The sequence below is a fragment of the Tsuneonella flava genome, assembly GCF_002870965.1.
Classification (GTDB): Bacteria; Pseudomonadota; Alphaproteobacteria; order Sphingomonadales; family Sphingomonadaceae; genus Tsuneonella; species Tsuneonella flava.
In genome coordinates this window covers 396,774-419,450 of record NZ_PHSO01000004.1, presented here as the reverse complement: position 1 = coordinate 419,450, position 22,677 = coordinate 396,774, and the positions used below count along the sequence as shown (strand labels likewise).

The window sequence follows — 22,677 nt, the reverse complement described above, 5'->3', positions numbered from 1 at the left end:
GCGGCGGTTTGGTGGGAGGATTCACCGATGTTCGACAGGCTGACCAGCTATCTGGACTCGATCCACGCGCGTGATCCCGCGCCGCATTCGCGGTGGGAAATCCTGCTCTATCCCGGTGTCTGGGCGCTGGGGCTGCATCGCGTGGCGCATTGGCTTTATGACGCGAAGCTGTTTCTGCTGGCCCGTATGGTCAACCATTTCAGCCGCTTTCTGACTGCGATCGATATTCATCCGGGCGCGATCATCGGCCGGAATTTCTTTATCGATCACGGCTTCACCGTTATCGGCGAAACAGCTCGGATCGGGGATAATGTCACGATCTACCAGTGTGTCACGCTTGGCGGAACCAATCCGACCAATGGTAAGAAGGGCAAACGTCACCCGACATTGTGCGACAATGTCATCATCGGATCGGGCGCCCAGATCATCGGCCCTATCACAGTGGGCGAACGTGCTCGCGTGGGGGCCAATGCTGTCGTGACGGACGATGTGCCCGAAGGGGCAACGATGATCGGGCTGAAGGCGCGTTCCACGCTCGTGCCGGCAGATCAATGGCTGCGGGAATTTATTCCCTATGGGACACCGTGCGACGATCCATGCGAACCCAATCGCGACGGTATAGAAAAACTGGAAGCCGAACTTGCCGCTTTACGCGCCGAAGTTGCCGCGCTGCGCGATGCACAGGGCGACGGTATTTCGCCTAAGCGCAGCGGAACCAATCGCTGATGAACCCGGGGTCGGGCGGGGCGCAATCAGGCACTGTCGTTCGCTTTCCAGGTCGCGCGCCCGATCAGATCGGTTTTGCGCGCGAGGAATTGCAGAAGATACTCGACCTTTACGGCCGCATGGTCGCCGCAGGCGAATGGCGCGACTATGCGATGGATTTCACGAAGGATTGCGCCACCTTTGCAGCATTCCGGCGCACCGCGGAGCGCCCTCAGGCGCGGATCGAAAAGCGTCCGGCGCTGCGTAACAAACAAGGCATGTGGACCCTGTTCGGCGAACACGGACAGGTGCTCAAGCGCGGGCACGATCTTAGCGGTGTACTCGCCCCGATGGAGCGGCGACTGGTGAAGGCGGTCGACTAGTCGAGAACGTCGCTGCCGGGCAGTTCGATAGTCCTGTTTATGTTCAGCGAATTTATGAACGCCTGATCGTGGCTCACTACCAACATAGCTCCATCGTAGGCGGACAGGGCCTTCTCTAATGCGGCGATCGCATCGAGATCGAGATGGTTGGTCGGTTCATCCGGAATCAGGAGCATCGGCACAGGCGTTGCGCCGAGAGTGCAGGCCAGTCCGGCTCTCAGCCGTTCCCCGCCGCTCAACGAACCGGCTATCCGCGTGGCATCGGTTGCGCGGAAACCAAACCGCGCCAGCGCCGCATGGGTGGTGTGTGGATCGGCTGCCGGGTGCAACCTTCGGTAGTTGTTCAGGAATGTTTCGTCGCGAGCGAGCAGGCCGACATGCTGATCCAGCATTGCCGTCTGCACGAACCGGCGCACCTTGCCGCTCAACGGCGTAAGCTGGCCCGTCGCCAGTTTCAGCAGCGTGCTTTTGCCACTACCGTTCGGCCCGCAGATCGCGATTCTTTCCGCGCCGTGCACAGCGAACGAGAGATCGTGAATGATCGGGCCGGTTGGGTCGTATCCACCGCTCACTCCTTCAAACCGCAATACACCTCGCCCTGGTACCAGCCCCGTTGTGGGCATATCCATATGCAATGGGCGCAGCACTTCGATCTTCTCACGTGCAGCGATCAGCGTCTCTGCCGCCTCATCGCGCCGTGTTTCGCGTAATCGCGCATTGACACCGCCCGATGCCTCGGCCCGTTCTTTGGCGGCATCCATCAGTATTTTGGGCTGGCCCCCTTTCGCGCGACTTTTGCGCCCGGCGCTATCTTTGCGAGCTTTGCGCTCAACCGCTTGCTGCGCGTGCCGCGCCGCAGCCGCGCCCACCTTCTCCGCATGGGCGAGATCGCGGGCTGCCGCATCGAGATCGAGTGCCTTACGCTGTTCGTATGCAGTATAATTGCCGCCATAGCGGGTGACCCCCAGCGATGTCAGTTCGACGATGGCGTCCATTGTTTCCAGCAGTTCGCGATCATGGCTGACTACGATTGCTCCGCCGCGCCAACTGTCCAGCAGATCGTGCACGGCGGGCCGACCGGTCCGGTCGAGATTGTTGGTCGGCTCATCCAGCAGCAGGAAGTCGGGCTGATCCACGATCATTGCTGCCAGCGCCGCGCGGGTTTGTTGCCCTCCCGATAAGGTCGCCAGCGGTGTGCGCGGATCAACGGACAAATCGCATTTATGCAAAGCTGCTTCGAGGCGAGTGGGCAAATCCCAGTCCGCATCGGCCAGCTCATCTATTTCGGCCACACCACGTTCCGCGCGATCAAGCAGGTCGAGCGCGGTGCGCGCACCGAACAGATCGACAAGGGTATCGTCAGGGTGTGCCAGACTGCTTTGTCGCATCATGGCAAATGTGCATGATAGCGATATGCGCCCAGCGGCTGGCTGCATATCGCCTGCGATCAGTTGCAAGAGCGTGCTTTTGCCAACTCCATTGCGCCCGACAATGCCGGTACGCTCAGCGCCGAATGTCAGATTGAGATTAGCGAATAGCGGAGTGCCGTCAGGTGTGGACCACGCCAGATTGGACAGCGAAATCGATGGTGACATGGGATAGAACTTCTCGCAACGAAACCGGGATGGTGTAGCTGGCGAGATGCAGGTCCATGTCGATCTTCCTCCGGTTGTATCCTGATCGTGAGATAGGGGTGAGGAGCGGGTGACGCAAGGTCGCCCCGGACTGTCCGCGCGTTTCGTCAGGATTATCTTTGCGGCCGCATGTCATTGGTAATCATGACGGCAGACAAAGCCCTGAAGCAAATCACCCCGGTGTTACACAAGACCGGGGTGAAGATGTTCATTCAGAATAAGCGTACCGATACGCCGTTGGTCAGCCGCGTGTGCCCGAAGGCCCGGTGCCGGTAACTTTCTGCATGGCCTGAAGGATCGCACCTGACTGTTCCGCGCCCGATTGCGGAGCGTGGAGATTGGTTTCTTCGCTGATCTTCGCCCAGTTTGCGGCGAAGCCTTCCACTGTCCGCTCACCTTCCGGCAGCCAGACGGCTTCGTTCATTTCGACCCAGGCCGAGTGATAGCCACCGGCACCCGCGCCGACGATGGCGTTGCTGGGCGCATCTTCGCTTACGAGATAGAGGGCGGCAGGCACTACGTTCACCGGGTCGAACAGCTTGAAGGCTTCTTCGGGGAACAGGTCTTCGGTCATACGCGTACCGGCGACCGGCGCCAGCGAATTGACCTTGATATTGTACTTGGCACCTTCGAGCTGAAGAGTCTTGGCCAGACCGACGAGGCCGAGCTTGGCCGCGCCATAGTTTGCCTGACCAAAGTTTCCGAACAAGCCGGTGGACGATGCCGTCATCAGGATACGACCGTAGGACTGTTCGCGCATTGTTTCCCAACATGCCTTGCTGGCATAAGCCGAGCCGAGCAGGTGGACTTTGACCACGAATTCAAAATCTTCCGGCTCCATCTTGGCGAAGGTTTTGTCGCGCAGCACACCGGCATTGTTGATGAGGATGTGCACGCCGCCCCACTTCTGCTTGGCGTCGGCAACCATCTTTTCCATCTGATCGTATTCGGTCACGCTGGCGCCATTGCTGACTGCTTCGCCGCCTGCCTTTTCGATTTCTTCGACGACTTGCAGCGCCATGTCGGAATGGCCGGTGCCATCGCGTGAGCCGCCGAGGTCGTTGACGACAACTTTGGCACCGCGCCGTGCGAGTTCGAGCGCGTATTCGCGGCCCAGACCGCCACCCGCACCCGTAACGATTGCGACTTTGTCTTTAAACGAAATGGTCATGCGGCTCTCCAGTTTGCTTTACGTAAAGGGAAACGTGGCGCGGGAGTGGCACTTTCCGCGCGCGGTTGCAACCGGCGCGGCGACCGTTCGCCATGCCGTAGCGTCAGAGCGTTTCAAGCGCGGGAATTAAGCCTGCGAACGAATCGATCACGGCGTCCGCATCGAGTTCGTGCGCCGGTTTGTCGCAATAGCCATAGGCGGCCGCGATCACCGGTACATTTGCCGCGCGGGCCGCTCCGGTGTCGTAGGAGCTGTCGCCTACAAATGCCATGCGCCCGCCGCCACACTGTTCCTGTGCTGCCCACAGCGGATCGGGGGCGGGCTTCGATTTGCCTTTGCCCAGCGTATCGCCACCGATCACGCAATCGAACCGGTCACTCAGATCGAGTGCGTCGAGAATGCCTCTGGCGAAGCTTTCGAACTTGTTGGTCACCACGGCAAGGCGCACCCCTTTGGCGGCAAGCGCGTCGAGCGCTTCGATTGCGCCGGGATAGGGCTGCGTGTGATCGGCGTAGTGTTTGCCGTAATAGGCGAGCATCGCCTTATAGAGTTCGCGAAACCGGCCTTCTTCTATGCCGCCCTGTGCGTCTATCGCCCGAGCAAGCATGATTTTTGCCCCACCGCCGATGAGATCGGATGCGGTGCCAATGGGCACAGTCGCGAAACCTCCAAGCGTCAGCGCGTGATTCACAGCAGTGCCGAGATCACGGTGCGTTTCCAGCAGGGTGCCATCGAGATCGAAGGCGACTATATCGAATGGAAAATCGGCCATGTGCCCCTTCGGCTAGGCGACTGTTCTTCCAACCGCAAGAATTTGGTGGCAAAGCGCCCGTGCAACTGGAGAGATCATGACCGAATTCGCTGCCGTAATCCTCGCTGCCGGCAAGGGCACCCGCATGAAAAGCGATCTGCACAAGGTGCTGCACCCCATTGCCGGGCGATCTATGCTGTATCACCTGATGGCATCGGTCGATGAACTTGGGCCCAGCAAGACAGTGGTGATTGTCGGGCACGGTCGCGATCAGATCAAAGCGGCCGTTGCGGGCCGTGCGGCCACTGCCTTGCAGGAACCCCAGCTTGGCACGGGGCACGCTGTTCAGCAGGCGCAGGCTGCGTTGTCCGGGTTCTCTGGCGATGTCATCGTGCTGTATGGCGACGTGCCGTTCGTTCGCCCCGCGACGATGCGTACCATGCTCGAACGGCTCCACGCAGAGGATGCCCCCGCCAGCGTCGTACTTGCGTTTCGTGCGGCCAATCCGGGCGCATATGGCCGGGTCATTGCGGACGAGGGCGGCACAGTTGCCAAGATGGTGGAATTCAAGGATGCGTCAGAGGAAGAGCGTGCCTGCAATCTGTGCAATTCAGGCATGATGGCAGTCCGCGCCGCAGACCTGTGGGCGCTGCTGTCCCGTATTGGTAACGACAATGCCGCAGGTGAGTATTACTTGCCCGATATCGTGATGACTGCCGCTGCCGATGGTCGCAAAAGCGCTTATGTCGAAACCGATGAAGCGGAAGTACGCGGTATCAACAGCCGCTCCGAACTCGCCGCTGCAGAGGCACAATGGCAGGATTTCAAGCGTACCGAAGCGATGGACAATGGGGCATCGCTACGCGCACCGGAAACCGTGTTTTTCAGTTGGGATACCGAACTGGGCCGCGATGTTACGGTGGAACAAAACGTTGTGTTCGCGCCCGGTGTGTCTGTGGCAGACGGTGCTCGCATCCGGGCGTTCAGCCACTTGGAAGGCGCGACGGTCGGAGAGGGATGCGAAGTGGGGCCTTACGCTCGTTTGCGTCCCGGTGCGGTGATGGAGAAGCGCGCCAAGGTCGGCAACTTCGTCGAAATGAAGAAAGCCGTGCTGGGCGAAGGGGCGAAGGCAAACCATCTGACATATCTAGGCGATGCCGAAGTGGGCGCGGGTGCGAATATCGGTGCCGGTACAATTACCTGCAACTACGACGGGTATTTCAAGCACAAGACTGTGATCGGTGCGCGCGCATTCATTGGCAGTAACTCAGCATTGGTCGCACCCGTTCGGATTGGCGCCGATGCTATCGTCGCGGCAGGCAGTACGGTCACGCGCGATGTTGGCGATGGTGAGTTGCGCCTCGTCCGTGCGGAACAACTCGTCAAACCCGGTTGGGCCGATCGCTTTCATGATGCAATGAAGAAGAAGAAAGCGGCGGAACGGGAGAAGGGCGGTTGACTGAAGTACCGCCTCCCTCGGAGTGCTGGCTATGCGGAAGGCCGCTGGGCACCCATACCGAATGGCACCATCCTGTGCCCAAGGCGAAGAAGGGGCGTGTGACAGTCCCGCTTCACCCGATCTGCCATCAGGCCATCCACGCGAATTTCACCAACGCCCAGCTCGCCCGGATCGGGGATGATCGGGCAAGCCTGCTCGATAACCCGGCGCTGATGAAATTCGTGCACTGGGTCGCGAATAAGCCACCCGATTTTCACGCCCCGACGTACTAAACCGGATTACGCGCGCGGATCAGGCGTCTGCCGTTTCGCGTGTTTCATTCGCCGTGGCTGTTTTGCCAAACCGTTCTTCCCATTCGCGAAATTCGGTGCGGCTTAGCAAGTAACGTTCGCTAGCTTCGTCGAAACTGATAACCTCTTCGCGAACGGCGCGTACGACATCGGCTTTGCGGTTGTCGGACCAGTGCACGCGGTGCGATTTGGGTAAACCGGCGCGCTTGATCGCCTCTGCCACGGTACTGTTATAGGGGTAAGCCATACTTCAATCTCCATTTGCCCCCTTGCGTCGCGCACATATTCCGCGCCGAAGGCTAATGGTGACCTGCGAAGAATGGTTTAGTTTATTTTCACCATACGGAACGAGCCCATTGTGCGTCAGGCTGATTGGGTGTGGTTTGAAATGGCAGCGGTATTTGCTTCGGACTGCTGTGGTGCCCGATCGGTGGCAAGCACCACGAGCGCCAGCACGACTATGCTGGTGGGGTAGGTGTAGAAAAGATTGCCATCTATCATGGCCATACCAACCTGCCCGACGATCAGCGATAGAGCCGCTATGCCGCCCGCGCCGAATTGGCAGGAATTATGCCGGGCGGGCTGAGGACCGGCAACGTCCAATTATAGATTGTGCAAGAATGTGCCGCATGGGCGGAGGCGAGTTATGATTAAGGCCTGAAAACCCGGATAGTTTTGAAGCACGGTAGGGGGCACGCCTGCGAAATGGCTCGACGCATCATAGCTACAAAGCCTGCAGGTACAGATCGTGTCGGGATGGGCAGGGGGCCGTGTGGTCACAAGGTCACATGGCACGGCGAGTGTTCTCTATTCGCGCCCAGACATTGCGGCGGTTTTCACATTGCGGCCGGGTGATCTGGCCGAACCGCCGTCCAATATGCAAGTGTAAGGCCGTGATCGGTTGACCTACCTTGGTGCCAGCGCAATCGACTGGCGTTGCAATCAGTCTTCGACGTGTTCCGCCAGCACGGTCAGGCCATTTTCACCGACTTCCGCGAAGCCGCCACGGACCTGAACTTCCTCCGGCGTCGCGCCATCGGTGGCGTAGATCTTCACAGCGCCGTCGCGCACGGTCGACATCAGGGGCGCGTGGCCTTCGAGCACACCGAAATCGCCCTCCGCACCGGGGACGACGACCATATAGACATCTTCCGAACGGACCAGCTTGGCCGGTGTGACGAGTTCGAAGTGTAGAGACATTATTATTCCTTAGGCTCTAATGCGCTGCACCTAGGAGGCAGGCCAATTTCTCGACGAAAGTTCGCTAAGAGAATTTTAGGGAAAGCATTTATGTTCTCTCCCTGCAACTGGCCACCAGCATTTTGCTCAATCATCCGTACTAGGCGCTCAAATTCCTGAAATTCTTCATCCGTGCCGAAAAGGCCAATCTTGCTTCGTGCAGCCGTAAAGCTCTCAACGATTCTAGATGCTTGAGGATGTTTCTCGTTTAACGTCAGAACTGCATTGAGGGCAGATTCAAGTGTCTCAATGCGGTACTTTACACGAAGTTCGAACTTCCTGAACTCCCTTTCTTTGCGCGCATTGTACAGCCATCCTCCAACCGCGATCATCGCCCCAATGACGATCCCCGCGAATTGGAGGAAAGCTTCATCCACTTAACTAGGCTTCTTCAGCCAGCTTCTTGGCCTTTTCAACGGCTTCGTCGATGCCGCCGACCATGTAGAATGCCGCTTCGGGCAGGTGGTCGTATTCGCCGTCAACCACGGCCTTGAACGACTTCACCGTGTCTTCGAGCTGGACGAACTTGCCCGGAATGTTGGTGAACACTTCGGCCACGTGGAACGGCTGCGACAGGAAGCGCTGGATCTTACGCGCACGGGCGACGGTCAGCTTATCTTCTTCGCTCAGTTCGTCCATGCCGAGAATGGCGATGATATCCTGCAAGCTCTTGTACTTCTGCAGGATTTCCTGAACGTGTCGAGCTGTTTCGTAGTGTTCGGCACCCACGACGCGGGGTTCCAGAACGCGGCTGGTCGAATCGAGCGGATCCACCGCCGGATAGATGCCGAGTTCGGAAATCGCACGGCTGAGCGTAGTCGTCGCATCAAGGTGAGCGAACGAGGTTGCCGGTGCCGGGTCGGTAAGGTCGTCCGCCGGAACGTAAATCGCCTGCACCGAGGTAATCGAGCCCTTGGTGGTCGAGGTGATGCGTTCCTGCAGGTTACCCATGTCGGTTGCCAGCGTCGGCTGATAGCCCACAGCCGAAGGAATACGGCCGAGAAGCGCGGACACTTCCGAACCCGCCTGCGTGAAGCGGAAGATGTTGTCGACGAAGAACAGCACGTCCTGCCCTTCCTGATCGCGGAAGTACTCGGCCATAGTCAGACCTGAGAGAGCGACGCGGGCACGTGCCCCCGGCGGTTCGTTCATCTGACCGAACACGAGTGCCACCTTCGAACCTTCGCTGGTCGGGTTGCCGTCGGCATCCTTGGCAATAACGCCTGCGTCGAGGAACTCGTAGTACAGGTCGTTACCCTCGCGGGTACGTTCACCCACACCGGCAAAGACCGACACGCCGCCGTGACCCTTCGCGATGTTGTTGATGAGTTCCTGAATGAGCACGGTCTTGCCCACACCGGCGCCGCCGAACAGGCCGATCTTGCCGCCCTTCGCATAAGGAGCGAGCAGGTCGATCACCTTGATGCCGGTGACCAGAATGCTGGCTTCGGTCGACTGATCGATGAACAGCGGGGCTTCCGCGTGGATCGGTGCGGTCTGTTCCGCGCCGATCGGGCCGCGTTCGTCGATCGCTTCACCGACTACGTTCATGATACGACCGAGGGTCTTCGGACCGACCGGAACCGAAATCTGCGCGCCGGTGCTGATGACTTCCTGCCCGCGGGTGAGGCCTTCGGTCGCATCCATCGCGATAGTGCGAACGGTGTTTTCACCGAGGTGCTGGGCAACTTCGAGAACGAGCGTGTTCTCGCCGTTCTTGGTTTCCAGCGCGGTGAGAATTGCGGGCAGTTCGCCATCGAACTGGACGTCGACGACAGCGCCGATGACCTGGCTGATGGTGCCGTTGGTGGTCTGGTTGAGCACGGGTGCGGTGGCCATTGTTGCTTCCTTGCCTATCGTCTTAGAGCGCTTCCGCGCCAGCAATGATTTCAATCAGTTCGGTGGTAATCGCGGCCTGACGGCTGCGGTTGTACTGGATCGTCAGTTTGTTGATCAGGTCGCCCGCGTTGCGCGTCGCGTTGTCCATCGCGGTCATCGATGCACCCTGTTCGCTGGCTTCGCGTTCTAGCAGTGCGCCGAACAACTGCGTGCGGACATACCGCGGCAGCAGTTCCTTGAGGATTTCTTCCTCGTCCGGCTCATACTCGACAACCGCGCCACTTTCCGAAACGGTTTCGGGTGCGGGGACAGGGATCAACTGTTGCACAGTCGGGTCTTGCGCCAGAGCAGACTGGAACACCGGATAAACCAGATGCGCCACATCGAACTGGCCGTCCTCGAACATGTCGAGCAACTGCGCTGTGATCGCTTCGGCTTCGGGGAAGCCGGGAGTGCGTACTTCGCTGGTATCGTACCATTCGGCGATCGAATTGGCATAATCGCGCTTGATCGGCGCGCGCCCCTTCCGACCGACGAGATAGAACTGGACCTGCTTGCCCTCTGCCAGCAGTTCCTTCGCCTTAAGCTTGGCGGCTTTCACCAGGTTGGCGTTGAGACCGCCGCACAGACCCTTGTCGGTGTTGACGAGCACCAGCAGGTGCCGCTGATCCGAACCGGTCCCGGCGAGCAGTTTGGGGGCACCGTCGCCCGAAACCTTGCCAGCGATGGAGGCCATGACCTTGCCCAGCCGTTCGGCATAAGGGCGCGCGGCCTCGGCAGCGGTCTGCGCTTTACGCAGTTTCGCCGCCGCGACCATCTGCTTGGCCTTGGTGATCTTCTGGGTCGACTTGACCGAGTTGATCCGGCCTTTGAGTTCCTTCAGCGAGGCCATGATGGCTCCCTAGCTAGTCTCTTCAGGCTCAGGCGAATTGCTTAGCGAAAGCATCGAGCGCGGCGACAGTCTTGTCCTTCGTTCCGCCGTCGAACTTCTTGCTTTCACGAATTTCGGCAAGAACGTCCGAGTGCTGCGCGCGCATGTATGCCAGCATTTCACCTTCGTATTCGGTCACGCGGTTGGTTTCGACGCTGTCGAGGTAACCGTTGGTGCCGGCGAAGATCGAAACCGTCTGTTCTTCGAACGGCATCGGGCTGAACTGTTTCTGCTTGAGAAGTTCGGTCAGACGGGCACCGCGGTTGAGCAGGCGCTGCGTTGCCGGGTCGAGGTCCGAACCGAACTGAGCAAACGCTGCCATTTCGCGGTACTGCGCCAGTTCCAGCTTGATCGAGCCGGACACGGTCTTCATCGCCTTGGTCTGTGCGGCACCGCCAACGCGGCTGACCGACAGGCCGACGTTAATCGCAGGACGGATACCCTGGAAGAACAGGTTGGTTTCGAGGAAGATCTGGCCGTCGGTGATCGAAATCACGTTGGTCGGAATGTAGGCCGACACGTCGCCAGCCTGCGTTTCGATGATCGGCAGAGCAGTCAGCGAACCGCCGCCATTTGCATCGCTCATCTTCGCAGCGCGTTCGAGCAGACGGCTGTGCAGGTAGAAAACGTCGCCCGGATAGGCTTCGCGGCCCGGCGGGCGGCGGAGAAGCAGCGACATCTGGCGGTAAGCCACGGCCTGCTTCGAAAGGTCGTCGTAAACGATCACGGCGTGCATACCGTTGTCGCGGAAGAATTCGCCCATCGCACAACCGGTGTAGGGAGCGAGGTACTGCAGCGGAGCAGGCTCCGAAGCGGTCGCGGCGACCACGATGGTGTATTCCATCGCACCGTTTTCTTCGAGCTGGCGGACGATCTGTGCCACGGTCGAACGCTTCTGACCGACAGCGACATAGATGCAGTACAGCTTCTTGCCTTCGTCGTCGCCAGCGTTGACATCCTTCTGGTTGATGAAGGTGTCGATGGCGACAGCGGTCTTGCCGGTCTGACGGTCGCCAATGATCAGTTCGCGCTGGCCACGACCGACGGGCACGAGAGCGTCGATGGCCTTGAGGCCGGTCTGAACCGGTTCGTTCACCGACTGACGCGGGATGATGCCCGGTGCCTTCACTTCGACGCGGCTACGTTCGGTCGCTTCGATCGGGCCCTTGCCATCGATCGGGTTGCCCAGAGCATCGACCACGCGACCCAGCAGACCCTTGCCCACGGGAACGTCCACGATGGTGCCGGTACGCTTGACGCTGTCGCCTTCCTTGATTTCGGCGTCGGAGCCGAAAATCACGACACCGACGTTGTCGGCTTCGAGGTTGAGGGCCATGCCCTGTACCCCGTTGGCGAATTCGACCATTTCACCGGCCTGGACCTTGTCCAAGCCGTGAATGCGGGCGATGCCGTCACCGACCGACAGCACGCTGCCGACTTCCGAGACTTCTGCATCGGTGCCGAAGTTGGCGATCTGGTCTTTGATGACCTTGGAGATTTCTGCGGCGCGGATTTCCATGATTAGCCTTTCATGGCCTGTGCAAGTGAGTTGAGACGGGTACGAATCGAGCCATCGATTCGCTGGGAGCCGATGGTGACCACGAGGCCGCCGAGCAAGTCGGGATCCACACTGGTCGAAATCTTGACGGTGCGACCTTCGCGCGCGGTCAGCTTCTGTTTGAGCTGATCGATCTGCGCGTCGGTCAGTGCGTGGGCGCTGGTCACTTCCGCGTTCACTTCACCGCGCTGCGCGGCGGCGATCGCGCGGAACGCACCGATCATTGCGGATAGGGAAGCGAGGCGGCGATTTCCCGCCAGCACACCGAGGAATTTTCCGGTCAGATCCGACAGGCCGAGCAGTTTGGCGACGCCTTCGATGGCGGCACCCTGCTGGCGACGGCTGAGTTCGGGATTGATCGTCAGCGCGCGGAGTTCGGCCGATTCGGTCAGCGCGGCGCTGAGCGTATCGAGATCCGATTCGACGGCAGATACCGTGCCCGCCTCGCTCGCAAGGTCGAACAAAGCCGAAGCGTAGCGCCCTGGCAGGCTAGCCTGAATACCGGCGGAAGTTTCCACTCGTCGTCGTCCTCTAAGGGTCGGAAAGGAATGTTTAACAGCCGCACCGTTGGGTGGGCGACTGTTATGCTGCCCCGGCTTAGCTGGCGCGCCCCTATCATCGGGTTTGCCGGGATGCAACCTGACTGACGCATTGATCTTTATGGGTGTGGATAGCGCAAGCAGTTGTGCACGCTATCCGACGGTACATTCAGGATGGCGGATAGACGAATTGCCTGGGTCTATTCCCCCGCTTTCGGTTTGCACGAATAGACAAGGCGTTCGTTTGGCTGACTGGTCAGCAAAGAGACCACGCCCGACTGCATTTCGCCCAGCCTGCTGGCCGCACTGGCCGCGCCACAGGCGGGGGCGGTGTATTTACCGCGCGCCGCGCGCGCCGCTGCCATTGCCGACTGGGATAAGGGGTAGCGGTCGGTGCGGAAGGTGCGCGAATCCGGGTCGTACGAATTGACTGAGACCGAATCTTCGTCGTTCGGCACGAACAGGCGGCTCCATTTTCCGTCTGCGAAGCCATATTGCGTGCGATGGTTGACGCATCCACTCTCGCTCCACGCGAAGGCCATGTCTTCCGGTGGCTGGCTGACGATGCGGCTGCGCCCCGGCTCTATCGTGCAGACAAGTTCCTGACCGCCGCCGTTTTTCGCGGCAGCTGCGTTTTCAGCCTCGGCACCTGATTCGTCGGCGTCACCACGCGCATTCATTGCTTCGGTCACTTTGCGGTCGATCGCGTCAAGGCCGGGGCGGGTGAACCAGATCGTCAGTGCGGTTACCGTTGCAGCGGCTGCCACTGCGCCATAGATCCGCATCCGCTTGCCGCCATCGTCGCGATTGCGCGCGGCATATGCGGCAATTCCGGCACCACACGCTATCAACATCAGGACCATCGCCAGCGCCATAGCGTTCTCCCGCTCGCTCATAACCGAAAGCTGTGCCTCCAGTTGAGCGCGTTCGCGGGCAGTGCGATCCGCCTCGGCGCGGGCTGCCAGTTGTGCGCGGGCAGTGGCCTGTTCGGCCGCCATGCGTTCCCGTTCAGCCGCGTCGAGCTGAGCCATAGAGCGACATGGCATTGCATTCACCGCAGGCGAGATACCGTTATCGCGCAGGAACGGCAGCAATTCGCGGTCGGATACAGCGAAGTAGAACTCCGCATCGGCGCCATCCGATTCGGCACCGAAGCTGTTGACCCCCAGCACACGTCCGCACGAATCGAGGAGCGGCCCGCCAGAGTTGCCGCGCGCGATCGGGGCGGTGTGCAGCACGGTGTCGAAATCGCGGGTAGGGCGGCTGCCTGAGATGAAGCCCCGGCTCTTCACCGGTTGCTGCGGCTTGAAGATGTCCCCGATGTCGAGCCCCTGCGCCCGGTCCACGTTCATCGGGAAGCCGACGGCAGCCACTTCGTCTCCGTCGCTTGCCGGGTTGCCGGCGATGGTCAGCGGGGGCAGGCGCAGGCCATCGGTGATTTCGACCAGCGCCAGATCCTTGGACGCGGCAACGGTCACGATGCGGGCGTAGGAGGCCCCGTCTCCATCGGGCGGAACCACGGCGATACGCAGTGTATCGTCCATCTGCGCCTGCCGCACCACATGCGCGTTGGTGACGATCCGGGTCGGTGTCACTGCAAAGCCTGTGCCGTGGCTGATCGGATAGACCTGATCCCCATCGGTGGCCATGATGACCACTCGAACCACCCCGCGGGCAGCGGCGGCGATGTCGGCCGGTTCGGCGTGCGTAGGGGCAGGCACGATGGCAAAGGCGCACAGCGCGGCGAGCAAGGCTAGTAAACGTCCCATTCAGCTGCGTTCTCTACGCCGGGCGGGGCTTTGACCGCAAGCGCCGGGATGTGCGCCGCTGTGGGATGCGCTATCTGGCCAGCAATGACGCGATATGCCACCACTCCGGCGATGACCGAACGCACCCTCACCGACGACGAGGCATGGGCCGCCGTGCTGCGGCGCGACCGGGCATTCGACGGGCAGTTCGTGACCGGTGTGCTGAGCACCGGCATTTACTGCCGCCCGTCGTGCGCGGCGCGCCATCCCCGGCGAGAGAACGTGCAGTTCTTCGCGACGCCATCCGAAGCAGAGGCGGCAGGGCTGCGCCCCTGCAAGCGGTGCAGCCCCAAAGACGTGGCGCGCGACGAACGCGCGGTGCTGGCCGCCATTGCCGCGATCAAGGCGGCAGATGAACCGCCTGCGCTGGCCGAACTGGCAGAAGCGGCGGGATATTCCCCCACCCATTTTCAGCGGGTGTTCACCCGTCACACCGGCCTGTCCCCCGCCGCCTATGCCCGCGCCTTGCGCGAAGAGCGGGCGCGGGCAGCGCTGAGCGATGAAGGCACAGTGACCGATGCGATCTATGCGGCGGGCTATTCCGCTCCGTCACGGTTCTACGATGAGACGAAAGGCAGGCTGGGCATGACCGCGAGCGCATGGGCCAATGGAGGCAAGGGGGCGACGATCCACTGGGCGGTGGTCGATACCACGCTGGGCAGGATGCTGGTCGCTGCCACCGACAAGGGCGTGTGCCGCCTGTCGTTCGACGAAGGGGAGGAGGCACTGCGCGCCCGCTTCCCCAAAGCCGATCTGGTGGAGGGTGGGGAGGCGTTTGCGGCCCTGCTGGCGCAAGTGGTGGCTTCGGTGGAAGCGCCTGCCAACGGTTTCGCGCATATCCCGCTCGATGTGAAGGGCACCGCTTTTCAGGAGGCCTGCTGGAAGGCACTGCGCGAGATACCGGCCGGGGAGACGCGCACATATGCACAGATCGCGGCGGCGGCGGGCAATCCCAAAGCCGTGCGGGCGGCAGGCAGTGCCAATGCCCGCAACAACGTGGCCGTGCTGATTCCCTGCCACCGCGTGATCCGCACCGGGGGCGATCTGGGCGGTTATGCCTATGGCCTCGACATCAAGCGCGAGCTGCTCAGGCGCGAAGAGGCTGGCGACTGACCGGCGCTTCGTTCAGCTATCGCAGGTCGGGGTTGAACAGGTGTTACACATGTTACACTGTCCTGATGCAAAAAAGCCTTCTTCCGGCTGAGCGTTCTTTCGTTCCACACAGAATACTCTGCCCAACCGTGGCCTGATCGCATTCGGGTGTCCCCGGGGAGCGAGCTGAAGGCAATCGGCGCGGCAGCGCGAACTGGCTATCGGTCGACGATGTAAAAGAGCGGCAGGGAAGGGCGGCGCGAATGTGCCAGTTCGGCCCGATGTAGGAAAGAGTGGGTGTATCAGTGCCCTGGCGATCCGTGCTTGCCTTGCCAATCGGCGGTGGCGATACGGTCGCATGACTGCTTTCAACCCCAGATTCATCCCGCGCCGATTCCCCGTGTGGCGGCAGGTGATCGATTTCCCGATCGTTGCATTGCTGCTGAGTGTACTTGTGTTCGCCATTGTTTTCGGTGGGCTCGCTTATCTGGTCACGTTGCTCGATCTGCCGCTGTCGGAAGGCGGGAAGATGGTGTTTAATGCGGCGCTGGGTTCGGCGCTGGCCATCGCGATTTACAAGCTGGTCGTCCCGCATGTCGGCACCGAACGGCGGGATTATCTGCCCCTTGCCGGGATCGCGTCGGTATGCTGGTTGATGATCGGGATCGTCGGCGCGGCGGTGCTGATGACCGCGATTGTCGGGCTGATCGCATTGATGGGCGGCTACACGGTTTCGGGCATGGGTACCGCGCAATCGTGGCTGGAGATTGTCTTCGTGGCTGGCATTCAGGCGGCAGTGATCGAGGAGATCGCGTTTCGCGGCATCCTGTTCCGCTATCTGGAGGATCTGGGCGGAAGCTGGTTCGCGCTGGCTGCCACATCTGCCCTGTTCGGGTTCGCCCATATCGCAAACGACAATGCGACCTGGTTCAGTTCGCTGGCGATCGCGGTGGAGGCCGGGGTGATGCTGGGCGGGGCCTATATGCTGTCCCGCTCGCTATGGCTGCCTATCGGGTTGCACTTCGGATGGAATGTGACCCAAGGGCTGGTGTGGGACGTTCCCGTTTCCGGTCATGCCGTCGACGGAATGGTCGAAGCCCATCCGGCAGGGGCAGCGCTGATCTCTGGCGGTGCATTCGGGGCCGAGGCGTCGGTCGTCGCGCTGGTGCTGGCTGGTGCGGTAGGAGTGTGGCTGACGGTAAAGGCGGTTCGCGCCGGGCATGTCGTCCGGCCATGGTGGGTGCGTCGCCGGATGGCGAGAGAGATCGTTCGGGCGTAAGCGCCCCCCCGGGGTCAACGCGGAGCAATCGAGCAGGCCGTCGGCGGTGTATCGCCGGTAACCACCGCCGGCCCGATAGAATCGCTCAATCGAGCTTGGGTTTCATTCCCGGTTCGCACTTCTCCATTGCGCGCTGGTACGCGGGCCGTTGCCCGATGCGCTGGAGATACCCGGCAATATTGGGATACTCTTCGAGAGAGGTGTTCCCGAACATCCGCGAAGTGGTGAGGTTGAAGCCCATCATAATGTCAGCGGTGGTCAGCTGCGACCCGCCAAAGAATTCCGCTTCTCCCACACGTGCTTCCGCCAACGCCCAGGCTTTCGATACCCGTTCGCTTACGAATTCGGGTGTTGGCCCGCCCATCTGTGCGGCGACCAGCCCCATCATCCCGTTGGCCATGAAAGTGGCATTGGCGAAGTGGAACCAGAAAAGGTGCCCCGCAAAATCAGGGCTGTCCGGGCCGACCGATAATTTTTCGTCGCCATATTTGCGGTCGATATATTCGCAGATCGCCCCGCTTTCACCCAGAACGATATCGCCATCGGTAATGACCGGGGCAATCCCCATCGGGTGCAGCGCCTTGTATTCCGGCGGGGCAAGATTGTTGTCCGACCTGCGGATATAGATTTTGAGGTCGTAATCGAGCCCCAGTTCTTCACACAGCCAGACGATACGCTCTGACTGCGATATCCGCAGGTGGTGGACGGTCAGCATGGTTTAATCTCCTCGATTGCAAGGCAGAGTTGGGGGCAATCGAGGAGAAGTCCAGCGCAAACGCTTACAATTCAGCAATCTGCTCTTTCGCGGAGGCGAGGCCTTGTTGCACCGCTTCGGGGCCAAAACCGGCGTTGTTGACTGTGACGAAATGGAGGTCGGTGACGCCGATAAAGCCGAAGAAATCGCGCAGCAGGGTTTCCTGATGTTCGGCCGCGCCACCTTGTTCGTATGCGCCACCGCGGCTGGAGGCGATCACGACTTTGCGGCCACCGGCCAGCCCTTCGACGCCATTTTCGCCATAGCGGAAGGTGAGGCGGGGCACAGCGAGACGGTCGAGCCATGCTTTCAACTGGCTGGGGATCGTGAAGTTGTACATCGGTGCGCCGACTATCACGATATCGGATTCGAGGAATTCGGTGAGCACCGCGCGTTCTTCGTCGAACACCTGCTTCATCTCGTCGGTATGCGCGTCGGTGGGCTGGCGAATGGCGCCGGTCCGCGCATCGTCGATATGCGGCAGCGGGTTCGCGACCAGATTGCGTGCGATCAGCTTGGCATCGGGATACTTTGCGGTGAAATGATCGGTCAGCGCTTGAGTGAGCTGGCGGCTGATCGAATTTTCGCCGGTCGATGCGCTGTCGATTCGAAGTATTTGCATGAAGGATCTTTCCAGTTACTATCGGTTACCAGGAGGCCATATGGAAACCATGACCGCAGTTATGCAAGAAGGCACCTTTCCGTCCGTTAGTTCCCCCAGTGTTACTGCACCTGCCGACAAGGCAGCGGATCATGGCGATCACAGCGCCTGCCGTGCGGTCAACGATGTGCTGAGCCGGGTGGGAGACAAATGGTCGATGCGAGTGGTGATGAATCTTGATCGCGGGCCTATGCGCTTCAATGAATTACGGCGAGCTATCGACAGCATTTCTCAGCGAATGCTGACCCGCACGCTACGCGGGCTGGAGCGTGACGGGCTGGTCAGTCGCACGGTAACGCCCAGCGTTCCGCCGCGGGTCGACTATGCGCTGACCCCGCTGGGCCAGTCGCTGCGCGAACCTGTGCAGGCGCTGGGGGATTGGGCGATGGCCAATCGCGCTGCGGTGGAAGATGCGCGCACCACGTTCGATGCGGGGTGTGATGAATGAGGTGACGAGATGAGGGGATTTGCACTCCCCCGCTTCCGCCTGCCTCACACGAAGCTGTACGGATCGATATCCACGCCGACCCGCACGCCTGAGGGGAAGGTCAGCGCGCCCAGCCAGTCGCGGATCACGTCCTGCACCTGAGCGGTGCGGCGGGCGTTGATGAGCAGACGATAACGGTATCGCCCTCGCAGCAGCGATAGCGGCGCGGGCGCGGGGCCGAGGATCGCGACATCGGGCAGGTTGGGGCGAGTGGCACCGATGCGGTTGGCGGCCTCGCGCGCTTCGGCTTCGTCTTCGCTCGATACGATGATTGCGGCCCAGCGGCCGAACGGTGGCGCGCCTGCATGGCGGCGTGCTTCGGTTTCCGCATCGTAGAACGCATCGCGATCTCCGGCGGCGAGGGCAGCGATTACCGGTGCATCGGGATGGCGGGTTTGAATCAGCACTTCGCCCGGCTTTGCCCCGCGCCCCGCACGGCCTGCGACCTGAGCGACCTGCTGATATGTCCGCTCCGCCGCGCGCAGATCGCCGCCTTCCAGCCCCAGATCGGCATCGACCACGCCCACCAGAGTCAATTCGGGGAAGTGAAACCCTTTGGTGACAAGCTGTGTGCCGACGATCACATCGATAGCGCCCTCTTCTGCCGCGGCAACGAATGCGGCGGCTTTCTCCGGGGTGTTGAGCGTGTCGCTGGTTGCCACTGCCACCCGTGCTTCGGGCAAAATCGCGGCGACTTCGTCAGCGATCCGCTCCACCCCCGGCCCGCAGGCGACAAGGCAGTCGTGCTCCCCGCATTCGGGGCAGGCGTCGGGTGTGCTCGTCTCATGCCCGCAATGGTGGCACGCAAGCCGGTGCGACAACCGGTGCTCCACCAGCCAGGCGGAGCAGTTGGGACACTGAAACCGATGCCCGCAATTGCGACACAGGGTCAGTGGGGCAAAGCCCCGGCGGTTGAGGAACAGCAGTGTCTGTTCCCCGCGTTCCATCCGCGCTTGCATCGCCTCCACCAGCGGAGGGGCGAGCCAGCGGCCGCGTTCGGGCGGTTCTTCGGTCAGGTTGATCGTCGTGATGGCAGGCAGCATTGCCCCGCCATAACGGCTTTCCAGATCGAGTTTCTCATATGTCCCCGCCGCCGCCATTTGCAGGCTTTCGAGAGCGGGGGTCGCGCTGGCTAGAACTACGGGAATCCGTTCGAACCGGGCGCGCATTACCGCGACGTCGCGCGCGTTGTAGCGCACCCCTTCGTCCTGCTTGAAGCTGGTCTCGTGCGCTTCGTCGACGACGATCAGGCCGAGGTTGGCGTAAGGCAGGAACAGGGCCGACCGCGCCCCGACCACCACTTGCGCTGAGCCGCTGGCAATTGCCCGCCATCCGCGCCGCCGCTCGGTCGATTTCAACGAGCTGTGCCACAACACCGGCGCGGCGCCGAAACGGTCTTCGAACCGGCGCAGGAAGGCCTCGGTCAGCGCGATTTCGGGCAGCAGCACCAGCGTTTGCTGCCCCGCACGGATCGCGGCTGCAATCGCTTCGAAGTAAGTTTCGGTCTTGCCCGACCCGGTCACGCCATCGAGCAGGAAGGGGGCAAAGCGACGCTCCTCCACTGCCGCGACAAAGCGGTCCGCCACGTCCTGCTGGGCGCCGTTCAGCACCGGCTCGGCATAGTCTGCCCGCGCGAGGAGGTAGGGGCGGTCGCAATCGACCACTACCGGCTCCAGCACACCCTGATTGACCAGCCCGCGCAGAACCCCTTCGCTGACGTCGGACAAGCCGGCCAGTTCGCGGATCGTCGCCTGTTCGCCTTCCAGTGCGGCCATTGCCCGTTCGCGCTGGGGCGTCATCCGTTCGGGCATTCCGCCCGACAAGCGGTATTCGGTCATCGTCGCCGGGCCTTTCAGCGCGCCGCCGCTCGACAGGACCATCCGCGCGACCGATGCCAGCGAAGCGCAGTAATAGTCCGCAGTCCATTCGATCAGCCGCCGCAATTCGGCGCGCAGTGGCGGTACTGGCAATACTTCGAGCAAAGGACGCAGGCGGCTGTCCGCAACCCGTTCCGCCGGAAGCCGACCTTCCTCCCACACGATTCCGATCACCTGACGCGGGCCAAGCGGAGCAAGCACGACCGATCCCGGCACGACATCCATGCCATCGGGCACGCGATAGTCGAGCGGGCCGAGCGCGGCATTCATCATCAGGAGTCGGGCGCGGTTCATATCTGACCATACATATGGGCGTTGCCGGGGTGGAGCGGCAAGGATCAGGAGAGCACCTATGACCAATTCGATTGCCGCGAGCACGATTTCCCCCGTTGGACGCCGCACATTTCTGGCCGGAATCGGCGCGATGGGCCTGCTGGCGCTGCCCGGTTGCGCCACTTATGGTGGTTACAGTTACACCGATGCGGTTGCCCGGCTGTTATTCCTGTCCAGCGAACGCGCGTTCGATCGTATGGCTGCTCCCGGCGGTTTCTGGGATCAGCAGATCGCGCAAGTGGGCTTCGAAGATATGCTCGGTGCGCGCGGCGGGGTGCTGGCGCGCATTCTCACCTCCGGGTTATTCAAGGACAGGCTGGCCAGTGCGCTCGCGCCGATTGCCTATCGCGGGGCGCAGCGGGCCGCACCTGTGGTGGCCGATACCATCCGCGTGATCGGGTTCGAAAACGCGGTCGATCTGGTGCGCGGCGGACCGACGGCGGCGACAAGTTACCTGCAAGCTGAAATGGGCAACCGCCTGATCGATGCGATGCTGCCCGAAGTGGGCGATGGCCTGCGTGTGGCGCAGGATCCCATCGTCGGGCAGGCGCTCGCCGCGCTGACCGGGGTGGATATTCCCCAGGTTGCCAACAGGTTTTCCACAGAGGTCAACGATGTGATCTGGCAGCAAATGGGAATCGAAGAGGCCGATATTCGCGCCAACCCGCGCAGCACCAACGATCCGCTGATTATGGGTGTGTTCGGGGTCGGCGCACGACTTTGACATCCGCCGATTAATTTGCATGCTGGTCCTGCACTTGGAATAAGCAGGGGACTGAGAAATGCAGTTTTGGAAAACGCTACCAGCGGTACTGGCAGCGGGAATGGTCATGAGTCTGCCAACCACCGCGCAGGCGAGGCCATCCGGGGAGATAATCGGCCCGGTCCTCAAGCAACACTCATCGATCACCAAGATGCGTAAGACTTTGCGCGGGCGCGTGAAGAAGGGGCAACCGCTGACGGGCGCCGAGTATTATGCACTGGCGTTCTCATGCGGTTACGAGGAGCCGAAGGGCCCCTCGAAAATCATGAATTTCCTCTCTCAGTCGAAATGCACCGATCAGATTGCTGAATACTATGTGCAGGCCGGGATGCATGGCACGCCTGATGGGTTTCTGGCAGCAGCGCGTAAGATCGCGACTGGTCAGGATGCGTGGACTTACGGGCAGTTGGCCTACATCCTCTCGGGCACCGATGTTGCTTTGCGGGACGAGGCATTGACGTTTTTGTCTGACCTGCGTCCGTCATCCGGGACTGCGGGGCTGTCCGATACGCAGGCGGCCACACTGGCTCAGAAGCTGGTGGCCAGCCGCATCTACGGATCTGCCATACCGGCAGCAGGAACGAAACAATTCGCGATTGCCCCGAAAAGGCTCGACTGGCTTGATTTTGCGAAGCCATCCGAATGCGAATGGAGCAAGTCGGCCTACGATGTGTTCAATGGCATCGTTCGATGGGATAGCCGAACCGAAAAACCCCTGCCGGCCAAAGTACGCGTGCCCGGATTTTCCAAACCGATTCAGACAATGGTGTCATATCCCAGAACAGGGCAGGGTGAACCGGACTATGTTGTCACCGAAGTTCACTTTTCAGGCATGTGGCATGGCTTGAAAGTCTATGGGCTGGAAAACTCATTCTACCTGCGTAGCGATGCAGTGTCTGGTGAGACGCTGCTGTTTTCCGACCCGCCGGGCAAAGTTATCCCGGTGTTGCGGAAACTGGGCTTCCCGGTTCGGGCCGACGGGAAAGCGTATAGCCGTTTGCTCCCAGCCAATCCGGCCAAGGGGATATACGATGCGCTGCGCGTCACCACCTCTGTTACCAAAGTGGGCCAGCTCACCGCATTTGCATGCGGCGCAATTACCGACGGACTGTGATCGGCCCCTA

General features: G+C 61.1%; 24 protein-coding genes. 9 read left to right on the top strand and 15 right to left on the bottom strand.

The features are described 5' to 3' along the window. The first annotated feature begins 27 nt into the window (after window positions 1-27). Both epsC and CV013_RS05555 read left to right on the top strand, forming a co-directional pair. Window positions 28-726, top strand: a complete 699-nt coding sequence (gene epsC, locus CV013_RS05560; protein ID WP_102154257.1) for a serine O-acetyltransferase EpsC — start codon at window positions 28-30, stop codon at window positions 724-726. Further along, complete coding sequence (locus CV013_RS05555; RefSeq protein ID WP_102154256.1) at window positions 726-1,088, top strand: DUF2794 domain-containing protein; 363 nt, start codon at window positions 726-728, stop codon at window positions 1,086-1,088. Before epsC ends, CV013_RS05555 begins: the two co-directional genes overlap by 1 nt. Here the strand turns inward: CV013_RS05555 and CV013_RS05550 are convergent. The 3 genes from CV013_RS05550 to CV013_RS05540 form a co-directional block, all read right to left on the bottom strand. After that, window positions 1,085-2,683: an ABC-F family ATP-binding cassette domain-containing protein gene (locus CV013_RS05550; RefSeq protein WP_102154255.1), complete on the bottom strand. Its 1,599-nt coding sequence runs from the start codon at window positions 2,681-2,683 to the stop codon at window positions 1,085-1,087. The genes CV013_RS05555 and CV013_RS05550 overlap by 4 nt on opposite strands. A gap of 280 nt (window positions 2,684-2,963) precedes the next feature. Next, entirely contained in the window at window positions 2,964-3,893 is a 930-nt protein-coding gene (locus CV013_RS05545) for an SDR family NAD(P)-dependent oxidoreductase (RefSeq protein WP_102154254.1), read from the bottom strand. 103 nt (window positions 3,894-3,996) lie between these two features. Continuing rightward, window positions 3,997-4,665 (bottom strand): HAD-IA family hydrolase, encoded by a 669-nt coding sequence (locus CV013_RS05540; protein WP_102154253.1) that lies wholly within the window; start codon window positions 4,663-4,665, stop codon window positions 3,997-3,999. A 76-nt stretch (window positions 4,666-4,741) separates the two neighbouring features. On the opposite strand from CV013_RS05540, the gene glmU reads away from it, so the two are divergent. Both glmU and CV013_RS05530 read left to right on the top strand, forming a co-directional pair. Beyond that, a complete protein-coding gene (gene glmU, locus CV013_RS05535; protein WP_102154252.1) occupies window positions 4,742-6,103 on the top strand; it encodes a bifunctional UDP-N-acetylglucosamine diphosphorylase/glucosamine-1-phosphate N-acetyltransferase GlmU in 1,362 nt (453 codons plus the stop codon). Next, window positions 6,100-6,375: an HNH endonuclease gene (locus tag CV013_RS05530; protein WP_102154251.1), complete on the top strand. Its 276-nt coding sequence runs from the start codon at window positions 6,100-6,102 to the stop codon at window positions 6,373-6,375. The genes glmU and CV013_RS05530 overlap by 4 nt, the downstream gene beginning before the upstream one ends. Window positions 6,376-6,394: 19 nt before the next feature. Here the strand turns inward: CV013_RS05530 and CV013_RS05525 are convergent, their stop codons facing one another. The 9 genes from CV013_RS05525 to CV013_RS05490 all read right to left on the bottom strand — a co-directional run bounded on the left by CV013_RS05525 (window position 6,395) and on the right by CV013_RS05490 (window position 14,268). Next, the gene (locus CV013_RS05525; protein WP_102154250.1) at window positions 6,395-6,640 is read right to left on the bottom strand and encodes a DUF1153 domain-containing protein; all 246 of its coding nucleotides are present in this window, start codon (window positions 6,638-6,640) and stop codon (window positions 6,395-6,397) included. Window positions 6,641-6,756: 116 nt separating this feature from the next. Next, window positions 6,757-6,996, bottom strand: a complete 240-nt coding sequence (locus CV013_RS15655; RefSeq protein WP_123639935.1) for a hypothetical protein — start codon at window positions 6,994-6,996, stop codon at window positions 6,757-6,759. 339 nt (window positions 6,997-7,335) lie between these two features. Next, a complete protein-coding gene (locus CV013_RS05520; RefSeq protein WP_102154249.1) occupies window positions 7,336-7,593 on the bottom strand; it encodes an ATP synthase F1 subunit epsilon in 258 nt (85 codons plus the stop codon). Window positions 7,594-7,595: 2 nt separating this feature from the next. Then, window positions 7,596-8,009, bottom strand: coding sequence for a hypothetical protein (locus CV013_RS05515; protein ID WP_102154248.1), 414 nt, complete (start codon window positions 8,007-8,009; stop codon window positions 7,596-7,598). Window positions 8,010-8,013: 4 nt separating this feature from the next. Next, entirely contained in the window at window positions 8,014-9,471 is a 1,458-nt protein-coding gene (atpD, locus tag CV013_RS05510) for a F0F1 ATP synthase subunit beta (protein ID WP_102154247.1), read from the bottom strand. Window positions 9,472-9,493: 22 nt separating this feature from the next. After that, window positions 9,494-10,363 carry a F0F1 ATP synthase subunit gamma gene (locus CV013_RS05505; RefSeq protein WP_102154246.1) on the bottom strand — a complete coding sequence of 290 codons (870 nt, stop codon included), beginning with the start codon at window positions 10,361-10,363 and terminating at the stop codon, window positions 9,494-9,496. A gap of 28 nt (window positions 10,364-10,391) precedes the next feature. Continuing rightward, window positions 10,392-11,921: a F0F1 ATP synthase subunit alpha gene (gene atpA / locus CV013_RS05500; RefSeq protein ID WP_102154245.1), complete on the bottom strand. Its 1,530-nt coding sequence runs from the start codon at window positions 11,919-11,921 to the stop codon at window positions 10,392-10,394. A gap of 2 nt (window positions 11,922-11,923) precedes the next feature. Continuing rightward, window positions 11,924-12,478, bottom strand: a complete 555-nt coding sequence (locus CV013_RS05495) for a F0F1 ATP synthase subunit delta (RefSeq protein WP_102154244.1) — start codon at window positions 12,476-12,478, stop codon at window positions 11,924-11,926. A 221-nt stretch (window positions 12,479-12,699) separates the two neighbouring features. Continuing rightward, a complete protein-coding gene (locus CV013_RS05490; protein WP_102154243.1) occupies window positions 12,700-14,268 on the bottom strand; it encodes a trypsin-like peptidase domain-containing protein in 1,569 nt (522 codons plus the stop codon). A gap of 111 nt (window positions 14,269-14,379) precedes the next feature. Between CV013_RS05490 and CV013_RS05485 the strand changes: the two genes are divergently transcribed. Both CV013_RS05485 and CV013_RS05480 read left to right on the top strand, forming a co-directional pair. Continuing rightward, window positions 14,380-15,420, top strand: a complete 1,041-nt coding sequence (locus tag CV013_RS05485; RefSeq protein ID WP_102154556.1) for a bifunctional transcriptional activator/DNA repair enzyme AdaA — start codon at window positions 14,380-14,382, stop codon at window positions 15,418-15,420. A gap of 337 nt (window positions 15,421-15,757) precedes the next feature. Then, window positions 15,758-16,678, top strand: a complete 921-nt coding sequence (locus tag CV013_RS05480) for a CPBP family intramembrane glutamic endopeptidase (protein WP_102154242.1) — start codon at window positions 15,758-15,760, stop codon at window positions 16,676-16,678. Between the two features lie 85 nt (window positions 16,679-16,763). Here the strand turns inward: CV013_RS05480 and CV013_RS05475 are convergent, their stop codons facing one another. Both CV013_RS05475 and CV013_RS05470 read right to left on the bottom strand, forming a co-directional pair. Then, window positions 16,764-17,393, bottom strand: coding sequence for a glutathione S-transferase family protein (locus CV013_RS05475; protein ID WP_102154241.1), 630 nt, complete (start codon window positions 17,391-17,393; stop codon window positions 16,764-16,766). A gap of 64 nt (window positions 17,394-17,457) precedes the next feature. Further along, entirely contained in the window at window positions 17,458-18,054 is a 597-nt protein-coding gene (locus CV013_RS05470) for an FMN-dependent NADH-azoreductase (RefSeq protein WP_102154240.1), read from the bottom strand. A gap of 40 nt (window positions 18,055-18,094) precedes the next feature. Between CV013_RS05470 and CV013_RS05465 the strand changes: the two genes are divergently transcribed. Continuing rightward, complete coding sequence (locus CV013_RS05465; RefSeq protein ID WP_223805277.1) at window positions 18,095-18,541, top strand: winged helix-turn-helix transcriptional regulator; 447 nt, start codon at window positions 18,095-18,097, stop codon at window positions 18,539-18,541. Window positions 18,542-18,585: 44 nt separating this feature from the next. Here the strand turns inward: CV013_RS05465 and CV013_RS05460 are convergent, their stop codons facing one another. Continuing rightward, entirely contained in the window at window positions 18,586-20,751 is a 2,166-nt protein-coding gene (locus tag CV013_RS05460; protein ID WP_102154239.1) for a primosomal protein N', read from the bottom strand. A gap of 58 nt (window positions 20,752-20,809) precedes the next feature. Here CV013_RS05460 and CV013_RS05455 point away from each other — a divergent pair, with 58 nt between their 5' ends. Beyond that, window positions 20,810-21,514, top strand: coding sequence for a DUF4197 domain-containing protein (locus tag CV013_RS05455; RefSeq protein ID WP_102154238.1), 705 nt, complete (start codon window positions 20,810-20,812; stop codon window positions 21,512-21,514). Window positions 21,515-21,620: 106 nt separating this feature from the next. Continuing rightward, complete coding sequence (locus CV013_RS05450) at window positions 21,621-22,667, top strand: hypothetical protein (RefSeq protein ID WP_102154237.1); 1,047 nt, start codon at window positions 21,621-21,623, stop codon at window positions 22,665-22,667. Window positions 22,668-22,677 lie beyond the last annotated feature (10 nt).